Below are 10143 nucleotides of genomic sequence, written 5' to 3'. Positions count from 1 at the left end.
CTGCCCAGCACCACGTGCTGCTGCTCGTCTTCCATCACCTGCTGGTGGACGGCCTCTCCCTCGACGTCCTCATGCGCGAGCTGGGGGAAGCCTGGACGGCCCTCTCCCGCGGCCAGTCTCCTTCCCTTCCTCCGCTGCGCCTGGGCTACGCCGACGTCGCCGCCTGGCAGCAGTCCCCCGCCGTGCTGGCGCGCGAGGAGGCCCAACTGCGGTGGTGGCGCCAGCACCTGCACGACGCCCCCTCGTTGTTGCAGCTTCCCACCGACAGGCCCCGCCCCGCCGTCCTCTCCGACGCCGGTGGCTTCTCCTCTCCCCTGCGCCTGCCCCCTTCCGTCTCCCTGCGCCTTCGCGAGGTGTGCCGCCAGCACCACGTCACTCCCTTCATGGCGCTCTACGCCGCCTTCGCCGCCCTCCTCCACCGCTACTGCGGCCAGCTCCAACTCTGCGTCGGCACTCCCGTCGCCTCTCGCCCACACCCCGCCACCGACTCCGTCGTCGGCCTCTTCGTCAACACCGTCGTCCTCCGCACCCACCTCTCCCCTTCCCTCCCCTTCTCCTCCCTGCTGGCCGCCGTGCGCTCCACCGCACTCGACGCCTTCGCCCACCAGGACGTCCCCTTCGAGCGCCTCGTCCACTCGCTCGACCTGCCTCGCAGTCCCAGCCTCTCTCCCCTCTTCCAGGTGGGCTTCGCCTGGAACCCGGTGGGCGGCTCGCTCGCCGAGGCACTGACGGACCTGCGGGCCCGGCCGCTGCCCGTGGGCGCCAGTGCCAGCAAGTTCGACCTGGCCCTCGTGGTGAATGAGCGCGGCGACGCGCTGGAAGTGGAAGCGGAGTACCGCTCGGAGTTGTTCGACGCGGCCACGGTGGAGCGCATGCTGGGCCACTACGTCCGGCTCCTCGCCTCCGCGCTCGACGCTCCCGACACGCAACTCCAGGCCCTGCCCCTGCTCTCCGACGCCGAGCGACAGCGCGTCGTGCGGGACTTCAACGCCACCGCGCGCCCGCTCGCCTCCGAGCTGCCGGCCATCTCCCGCTTCGAGCAGCACGCGGCCCACGCCCCCGCCTCCCCCGCCCTCGTCGCGCCCGATGGGGCCCTGAGCTACGGAGAACTCGACGCACAGGCCACCGCGCTCGCGCGGGGCCTGGTGGCCCGAGGCGTGGGCCCCGAGTCCGTCGTCGGAGTGTGCCTGGAGCGCGGCACCTCGCTGCTCGTCGCGCTGCTGGCCGTGCACAAGGCAGGAGCGGCCTGGCTCGCGCTGGAGCCGGGGCACCCGCCCGCCCGGCGGCTGTCCCTGCTTCGCAGCGCCGGAGCCCGTCTGGTGGTGGCAGCCCCCGAGTCCTTCCCCGAGCCGCTGCCCGACATCGGCACCGTGGAGCCGGATGCCCGGGGGCCCGCCGTCACCCTGACGCCGCCCGCGCTGGAGCACCTGGCGCTCGTCGTCTTCACCTCGGGCACCACGGGCGAGCCGAAGGCCGTGGAGCTCACCCACCGCAACCTCGCCCACCTCTTCGAGGCGCTGGACACCGCCGCTCCCGTGGGCCCGGGTGACACGGTGCTCGCGGCGATGTCCGTCGCCTTCGACATGCACGTGGTGGAGCTGCTGCTGCCGCTGTCGCGCGGTGCCCGCGTCGTGCTGCGTGCCACGGGCCCGGTGGAGCTGGCCGAGGACGTGCGCCGGCATGACGCCACCCACCTGCTGGCCACGCCTTCCGTGGTGTCCGCCGCGCTGGAAGCTCCCGGCGCGGACGAGGCGCTGCGCAACCTCGCCGTGCTGCACCTCGGCGGCGAGGCGCCCTCGGAGTCCCTGGTGCGCAGGCTCACGGGCGGCCCGGTGCGGCTCCTCAACGGCTATGGCCCCAGCGAGACGACGTGCGTGGCCGCGCTCCACCCGCTGCGGGCGGGAGCGCCCTCGCGGCTCGGAGGTCCCCTGGAGCGCGTGCGCTTCCACGTGCTGGACGCGCGCGGCGAGCCCGTGCCCCCCGGTGTGCCCGGAGAGCTGTACATCGGCGGCGCCGGCCTCGGCCGGGGCTACCGCGGCCACCCCGCGCTGACGGCCGAGCACTTCGTCCCGGACCCATTCTCCGGCGTCCCCGGAGACAGGCTGTACCGCACCGGCGACCGCGTGCGCTGGTTCGCCGACGGCACCCTGGGCTTCATGGGCCGCACCGACTTCCAGGTGAAGGTGCGCGGCGTGCGCGTGGAGCTGGAGGAGGTGGAGGCCACCCTGCTGCGCGTGCCCGGCGTGCGTCAGGCCGCCGTGCTCGCCCGCTCCGGGCCGGCGGACTCGCACCTGGAGGCCTTCGTCGTCCTGGAGCACGACGAGGCCCACGCGGCGCGGAGGCTGCGCGCGGCGCTGGCGGCGGTACTGCCGGACGCGCTGGTGCCCTCGCGCTTCGCCTTCCTGGAGCAACTCCCCCTGCGTCCCAACGGCAAGGTGGACCGCAAGGCACTGGCCGCGCTGCCGGTGGACGGCGACGTGCAGCCCCAGAAGGGTGAGCCCCCGCGCGGGCCCGTGGAGACCTGGGTCGCGGAGCTCTTCCAGCGCCTGCTGGGCGTGGAGCACGTGGGACGCGACGCGGACTTCTTCCAGCTGGGAGGGCACTCGCTGGCCGCGGCCCGGCTGGTGGCTCGGCTGCGTCAGGCCTTCGGCGTGCAACTGCCGCTGGCGGACGTCTTCACCGCGCCCACCGTCGCCGGCCTGGCGGAGCGGCTCTCCGCGGCGCCTCGGAGCTCCGCGCTCAAGGCCGCGCCGCGCCCCGCGCACATCCCCGCGTCGCTGGTGCAGGAGCGCCTCTGGTACGCCCTCCAGCTCCCCGAGGCCCCGCCCTACGTCAGCGTCCTGGCGCTGGTGCTGGACGGCCCGCTGGACGTGGCGTGCCTCGAAGCGGCCCTGACATCCGTGGTGGAGCGCCACGAAACGCTGCGCGGCACCTTCGTCCAGGAGTCCAACACCGTCCTCATCCGGACGGGCCCCGTGCGCGGCCCCGTGCTGGCACGACTGGACCTGTCCCACCAGCCCCCGAGCGAGGCGCTGGAGGCGGCGCGTGCGCGCGTCACCTGGCACGACCACCAGCACTTCGACCTGCGCCACGGGCCGCTCTACCGCTTCGAGCTGGCCCGCCTGGAGGCCACCGGCACGAAGCACGTGCTCATCACCGCCGCCAGCCACCTGGTGGTGGACGGCCTCAGCCAGCAGGCGCTGCTGGATGACGTGGCGGCGGCGTACCAGGCGCGGCTCGCGGGCCGGACTCCGCCTCCGCCCCCGCCGCTGCAGTACGCGGACTTCGCGCTGTGGCAGCGCCAGCCCGAGCAGCAGCGCCGGCTGGAGTCGAGCCTGGAGTCCTGGAAGCAGGCGCTGGCCCTCGCTCCGCCGGTGTTGGACTTGCCGCTGGACTTCCCCCGCCGCGCCCCCGCGCTCAACGCCAACATGCGCGAGGTGCGGCTGGGCTGGAGCGCCCCGGCCGTGACGGCGCTGCGCGCGCTGGCCCGGAGCGAGGGCGTGTCCACCTTCACCGCGCTGCTGTCGCTGATGCAGGCGTGGCTGCACCGGCTGAGCGCCCAGTCGCACGTGGTGGTGGCCTCGCCCTTCTCCGGCCGCACGCTGCCGGGCACGGAGGCGCTGGTGGGCCACTTCACCAACGTGGTGCCGCTGTGCACCGAGGTGGAGGGCGCATCCTTCCGCGCGCTGCTGCGGCGCGCGCACGCGGTGGTGACGCACGCCACCGCGCACCAGGAAGTGCCATTCAAGCGCATCGCCGACGCCGTGCGCCCGGACGCGGACCGCACCGCGCCCCCGCTGGCCCAGGCGCTGCTGCTGATGGACGCCTTCTCCCCGCCGGCCTTCGCGGACCTGGAGGCCTCCGTGCTGGAGGGCGCGGGCGTCATCCCCGCGTACGACGTGGTGCTCAGCCTGGCCGAGCAGCCCGACGGCACGCTGTCCGGCGTCGTCGCCACCGACAGCGCCCTCTTCACCCCGGAGACGGCCGCGCGCATGGCGCGGGCACTGGAGCAGCTGTGCGCCGAGGCCGTCCGCGCGCCGGACGCGCCCCTGTCCCGCCTGCCGCTGATGAGCCCGGAGCAGCGCGCCGGGGTGCTCGCCGCGCTGGACGGCGGCCCCCAGGCGGTGCCAGCCGGGGCCTGCGTCCACACCCTCTTCGAGGCCCAGGTGCGCCGCACGCCCCACGCGGCGGCCGTGGCCCACGGCGCCATCACCTGGAGCTACGCGGAGCTCAACGCCCGCGCCAACCTGCTGGCCGCGCACCTGGTCGCGCAGGGCCTGAAGCCCGAGGAGGCGGTGGGCGTGGTGATGGCGCCCTCCGCGCAGGCCCTGGCCGTGCTGCTGGGCATCCTCAAGGCCGGCGGCGCCTACGTCCCGCTGGACCCCGGCTGGCCCGAGCCGCGCAAGCAGTCCGTGCTGGAGCGCGCCGGCGCCCGGCGCCTGTGGGTGGACGCGGTGAGGATGGAGGAGCTCTACGCGCTGGCGCCTCTCGTGGAGGTGCCACCCGAGCCCGCCCACGTGGCGGACGACCTGGAGCCCGGCCCCCGCGCCGTGTCCGAGACGCAGCTCGCGTACCTCATCTTCACGTCCGGCTCCACGGGCGAGCCCAAGGGCGTCATGGTGCAGCACGGCTCGGTGGCCAACCACGCCGTGGCCATGGCGGAGCGCTTCGGCCTCGCGCCCGGTGACAGGATGCTCAACTTCGCGCCGCTGAGCTTCGACGCGGCCGCGGAGGACCTGTATCCGCCGCTGTCCGCGGGCGCCACGGTGGTGATGAACGACGGCCTGCTGCCCGCGCACACCGTCACGCAGTACCTGGAGGAAACGGGCATCACCGTCATCAGCCTGCCGCCCACGTACATCGAGGAGTGGGTGCGCGAGCTGGAGAAGCAGGGCCGCAGCGTGCCCGCGCGCCTGCGCCTGCTGGCCCCCGGCGGTGACGTCCTCAAGCGCGAGCTGTACGAGGCCTGGGTGCGCGTGGGCGGCGCGCACGCGCCCTGGCTCAACGTGTACGGCCCCACCGAGTGCACAATCACTTCCGCCACCTGCGCCATCCCCGGCGCCGGGGGCGTGGACACCGCGCCCACCTTCCCCATCGGCCGCCCCATCCCCCGCGTGCGCTTCTACCTGCTGGACGAGCACCTGGAGCCGGTGCTGCCCGGCCTGCCGGGGCGCGTGTACATCGGCGGCGTGGCGCTGGCGCGCGGCTACCTGGGCGCGCCGCACGCCACGGCCGAGCGCTTCGTGCCGGACCCCTTCAGCGGCGTGCCTGGCGCGCGCATGTACCACACGGGGGATTTGGCCCGGCTGCTGCCGGACGGGCGCCTGCGCTTCCTGGGCCGCGTGGACCACCAGGTGAAGATTCGCGGCTTCCGCGTGGAGCTGTCGGAGGTGGAGCTGTGCCTGCGGAGCGTGCCGGGCGTGGAGGAGGCCGTGGTGCTCGCGCGGCCGTCGCCCGCGGGCCCGCTGCGGCTGCTCGCGTACGCGCAGGCCCCGGCCTCCGTGGGCGCGGACTTGCTGCGCGCGCACGTGGCGGCGCGGCTCCCCGCGTACATGGTGCCCGCCGCCTTCACCGTGCTGGAGCGGCTGCCCCTCAACAACAACGGCAAGGTGGACCGCCACGCGCTGAAGGACCCGGAGGCCGCCGCGCCCGCGCCCGCGCCGGAAGCCGCGCGGCTGCAGACGCCCTTCCGCACGACGGTGGAGATGACGCTGGAGCGCCTGTGGCGCGAGGTGCTGGGCCGCCCGGGCGTCACGCCGGAGGACGACTTCTTCGCGCTGGGCGGCGACTCCATCCTCGCCATGCGCCTGCTGGGCCGCCTCGAGGAGGAGCTCGGCCTGCCGGTGCCGCTGGCCGTCGTCTTCCAGAGCCCCACGCTGCGCGAGGCGGCGGACGCGGTGCATGACTTGCTGAAGGAGGGCCCGCCCCGCACCAGCGTGGTGCGGCTGGCCGGCGGGGGCGCGCCCGCGGACGCGCCGCCCCTCTTCCTCTTCCACCCGGGCGACGGCGAGCTGCACCACTACCGCCACCTCGCGCCCCGCCTGGAGCCGCGCCTGCGCTGCTTCGGCCTCCAGGCGCCGGAGACGGTGTCCTCGCGCGGCTTCGACACCTTCGAGGCCCGCCTCGCCGCGTATGTGGAGGACGTGCGCGCCGTGCAGCCCCACGGGCCCTACCGGCTCGCGGGCTACTCCTTCGGCGGCTACCCGGCCCTGGGCGTCGCCGCGGCGCTGGAGGCCGCGGGCGAGGAGGTGGCCCTGCTGGCCTTCTTCGACGCCCTCACCTTCCAGTCCGTGGACGCGCGCTCGCGCGGCCCGGTGGAGCCCGCGCTCGCCATCGCCGACGAGTTCGGCGTGTGGGACGAGGCCCTGGAGCGCGAGCTGGCCCCGCTGTCGCGCGACGAGAAGTGGGAGCGCGTGGCTCAGCGCGCCCGCGAGCGCGGCACCGCGGCCAACCACTTCACCGGCAAGGAGCTGGCCCGCGTGTGGCACGTGCTGGGCGAGGTGCTGGTGCCGCAGGTGCGCGCCTGGCCGGTGGCCTCGCCGCGCGCGAAGGTGACGCTCTTCTGCAGCGACGAGGCACGCGCGGAGCGGGATGAGACGCTGGGCTGGCGCGACTTGCTGCCCTCGGCCCGGCTGGACGTGGTGCCCGTGCCGGGAGGCCACTTCGGCGCCCTCCAGCCGCCGCTGGTGGACGCCGTGGCGGCGCGGCTGCTGGCCCGCGCCTTCGGTGAGGACGACGCGTAGCGGGCGTCAGCCCTGGCCGGGCAGCCCCGCGCGGATGGCGTCGAGGAGAATCCGGCAGCCCTCCGCGAGCTGCTCGGGGGGCGTGGTGAGCGGCGGCATGACCTTCATGACGGAGTCGTCCCGGCCGCAGCACTCGATGATGAGCCCCTTCTCGAAGCAGCGGGAGGCGGCGCGCCGGGCCGCCTCGTTACCGCCCACGCGGGTGAGGTCCACGCCCGCCACCATGCCCACGCCGCGCACCTCGATGTCCGGGTGCAGGGCCCGGGCGGCGGGCGCGAAGACGTCCCGCAGGTAGCGCGTGCCGTCGGCCAGGCCGCCGGTGAAGGCCGGGCGCGTCCAGTACTCCAGCGCCGCGGTGGCCGCGACGAAGGCCAGCTGGTTGCCCCGGAAGGTGCCGGTGTGCTCGCCCGGCTTCCAGTGGTCATGCTCGCGCCGCATCAGCACCAGCGACATGGGCAGGCCGTACCCGCCAATGGACTTGGACACCGTCACCAGGTCCGGCACCACGCCGGACGCCTCGAAGCTGAAGAAGTGGCCGGCGCGGCCCACGCCCGCCTGGATTTCGTCGCAGATGAGCAGCGCGCCGTACCTGTCACACACCGCGCGCAGCCCCTGCATGAAGGCCGGCGAGCCCACGTAGATGCCGCCGTCGAGCTGCACCGGCTCCACGATGATGGCCGCCGGCGCGTCCACGCCGGAGGACGAATCCGCCAGCACCCGCTCCAGGTAGCCCACGGAGTCGAAGGGGCCCTGCGGTCCGGACTCGTACGGCACGAAGGACACGCCCACCGTGGGCACGCCCAGGTTGCGCCTCACCGAGGTGCTGCCCGTCACTGAGCCGCTGCCCATGCTCATGCCGTGGTAGCTGCCGCCGAAGGCGATGACGCCGGTGCGCCCCGTCACCCGCCGCGCCAGCTTCAGCGCGGCCTCCACCCCGTTGGCCCCCGTGGGGCCGCAGAACTGCACCTTGAAGTCCAGCTTCCGCGGCCGCAGCACGCCCTCGACGAAGGTGTCGAGGAAGCGCCGCTTCTCCACCGTGTACGCGTCCAACGCGTGGATGATTCCCTCGGACTCCAGGTACGCCACCAGCTGCGCGCGAATCTCCGGCGGGTTGTGCCCGTAGTTGAGCGTCCCCGCGCCGGAGAAGAAGTCGGTATAGGCCTTCCCCGCCTCGTCCCAGATGGTGGCGTTGCGCGCGCGCGCGAACACCGTGGGAAACACCCGCGAGTAGCTGCGGACGTTGGACTCGTACTCCTCGAAGACACGCACGCCGGACGCTGCCATGGGGGGACTCCTCCTGCTTGCTCGCGCCGGGGCTAGCGCGTGCGCCCTTCAATCCAGGCCTTGGTGAAGATGTTGGCGCTCAGCGGCGCCAGCTCGACGTCCTCGTAGCGTACCACCAGCCGCGTCCCCTCCTCCGACTCCATCTCCAGCACCTCCTTGTAGTGGTAGACGAGGTTGCCCGAAACGGGGTCCTTCACCCGCTGGTAGCCGCGGATGAGGTCGGTGCGCAGCACCTTGCCGGAGGGCGCGTGGCCCACGCGCTTGACGATGTTGTGGTCCGCGTCCACCCACAGCCGCATCACCGGGAAGGCCACCTCCGACCCCGGCTTCGCCTTCAGCAGCAGCTTGCGGAACACCGTCCCATTCACCGTCTCCGGCGCCTCGTCCGTCGCGTCGTAGTCCTCCGCCAGCCGCGAGCGGTCGAAGTCCGCCTCGCAGGCGATGGTGCCCACGATGTTGCCGCGCCGCGTCGTCCGTTCCCACTGGCCGATGACGGGGTTGTACTCCCAGAGATTCTTGCCGATGCGCAGGAAGCCGCCGCCCGCCATGTGCTTCGGCTGGGTGATGAGGAAGATGAGGTCCTGGTGCGAGTCGCGCCGGTACACCTGGAGTTCGATGGCCATCTCCACGCCGTCCTTGCGAATCTCGCGCATGCGCACCACGCCCTTGTAGTCGCTGGCGAAGGAGAGCCGCTTGTCGATGAGCCGCAGCACCTCCTGCGCGCCGGGGTCGGGGGCCTTCTGCGTCTCCGCGGCGGACGCGGGCAGGGACAGCAGCAGCGCGGCGAGACAGGCGGAGAGCATGGACTTCGGACTCATGTGAGGGACTCCATGGCGGAGCGGGGTTGCAGGGCGGCGGCGCGGAAGGCCGGGACGATGGAGGCCAGGCCCGCGGCGGTGGTGACGAGGAACACGGCGAGCAGCGCGTCCGCGAGCCGGGGCTGGAGCGGCAGCGTGGCGCTGAAGAAGAGGTTGGAGACGGGCTCGGGCAGCGGCACCGAGCCGCCCAGCAGCGCGCACAGGCCGGCGGACAGGGCCGCGCCCGCGGCGGACGCGAGCAGGCCCAGCAGCAGTCCCTCCAGCACGAAGAGCGCCACCACGGAGCGCCGGTGCATGCCCATGGCCCGCAGGGTGCCGATTTCCCGCGTCCGCTCGCGCACCGCCACGCTGAGCGCGACGAACAGGCCGGTGATGACCACGGACATGAGGCCGAGCGCCACCAGCACCGTCAGCGCCGCGAGCCCCGCGGTGACGAAGGACAGGAAGGAGGACTCGTCCTCCCAGCTCGTCACGTCCAGCCGCTGGCCCGTCCACGGCTCACGCAGCAGCGGGGCCAGCTTGTCGCCATAGGACTCGTGCGTGGCGGGCAGCACCTCGAAGCGCGCGTCGCGCAGCGCCTGGCGCAACCGGTCCGCCACCTCGTCGGTGTCCACCTGCCCGTCACACACCCACTGGAGCACGCCGGCCGCCTCGGGGCGGTAGCCACCCAGCTCGCGCAGCGTGGCGTTGGAGACGAGGATGCCCGCGGCCTCGCCCAGCAGGCCCACGCGCCCTGTAATCGCGGCCACCTCCACGTCCAGGGCGTTGCGCCGCCCGTCCGGCAGCCGCCCGTAGAGCGTGGCCATGTCGCCCACGCGCACCTTCAGGCGCTCGGCCAGCACCGAGGACAGCGCCACCGTGCGCGGCCGCGCCAGCGACTCCAGCGCGCCGTCCGTCACCTTCAGCGACTGGAGGTCCGGCTCGCGGGTGATGTCCACGCCCACCACGTACGAGCGCGTGCGCTGCCGGCCCGCGCCCACCGTGGCGTGGCCGCGCCCGCGCTCGCGCCAGAGGCACCCGGCGGGCCTCAGCGGCTCCACCGCGGCCCGCACCGGCCCCGAATCTCCGATGACGGGCGCCAGCGCGTCTGGATGCGCCTTGAAGTAGCCACCCACGTTGACGTCACCGGCCAGCAGCGCCGTCACCGCCTCGCGCTGGGAGGACGCCACGCCCACGTGCAGGGCGCGCAGCCCCACCAGCACCGCGCTGGCGCCGGCCAGCATCAGGATGAGCAGCAGCCCGTTCTCCCGGTGGGCCAGCAGGTTGCGCAGGGCGATTCGCAGCAGGGCCCTCATCGC

The 10143-nt window shown here is 74.0% G+C and carries 4 protein-coding genes; 1 reads left to right on the top strand and 3 read right to left on the bottom strand.

All coding sequences use genetic code 11. The features are described from left to right. The first annotated feature begins 14 nt into the window (after positions 1-14). The gene (locus G4D86_RS47265) at positions 15-6743 is read left to right on the top strand and encodes a non-ribosomal peptide synthetase (protein WP_240360874.1); all 6729 of its coding nucleotides are present in this window, start codon (positions 15-17) and stop codon (positions 6741-6743) included. A gap of 6 nt (positions 6744-6749) precedes the next feature. On the opposite strand, the gene G4D86_RS47260 is transcribed toward G4D86_RS47265, so the two are convergent. Genes G4D86_RS47260 through G4D86_RS47250 form a run of 3 tightly spaced genes read right to left on the bottom strand, consistent with a single transcriptional unit; the run spans position 6750 to position 10140 of the window. Next, positions 6750-8027 carry a diaminobutyrate--2-oxoglutarate transaminase gene (locus G4D86_RS47260; protein WP_164002127.1) on the bottom strand — a complete coding sequence of 426 codons (1278 nt, stop codon included), beginning with the start codon at positions 8025-8027 and terminating at the stop codon, positions 6750-6752. A gap of 32 nt (positions 8028-8059) precedes the next feature. Beyond that, positions 8060-8845 (bottom strand): outer membrane lipoprotein-sorting protein, encoded by a 786-nt coding sequence (locus G4D86_RS47255; protein ID WP_164002126.1) that lies wholly within the window; start codon positions 8843-8845, stop codon positions 8060-8062. Continuing rightward, positions 8842-10140: an ABC transporter permease gene (locus G4D86_RS47250; protein WP_164002125.1), complete on the bottom strand. Its 1299-nt coding sequence runs from the start codon at positions 10138-10140 to the stop codon at positions 8842-8844. Before G4D86_RS47250 ends, G4D86_RS47255 begins: the two co-directional genes overlap by 4 nt. Positions 10141-10143 lie beyond the last annotated feature (3 nt).

It is taken from the genome of Pyxidicoccus caerfyrddinensis (genome assembly GCF_010894405.1).
Lineage (GTDB): Bacteria > Myxococcota > Myxococcia > Myxococcales > Myxococcaceae > Myxococcus > Myxococcus caerfyrddinensis.
This window is presented reverse-complemented; position numbering and strand designations above follow the sequence as displayed.

What these genes read in the sequence shown, in the direction of transcription:
- G4D86_RS47250 (WP_164002125.1), bottom strand. Translation starts at nt 10,140, where the DNA reads ATGAGGGCCCTGCTGCGAATCGCCCTGCGCAACCTGCTGGCCCACCGG.
- G4D86_RS47260 (WP_164002127.1), bottom strand. Translation starts at nt 8,027, where the DNA reads ATGGCAGCGTCCGGCGTGCGTGTCTTCGAGGAGTACGAGTCCAACGTC.
- G4D86_RS47255 (WP_164002126.1), bottom strand. Translation starts at nt 8,845, where the DNA reads ATGAGTCCGAAGTCCATGCTCTCCGCCTGTCTCGCCGCGCTGCTGCTG.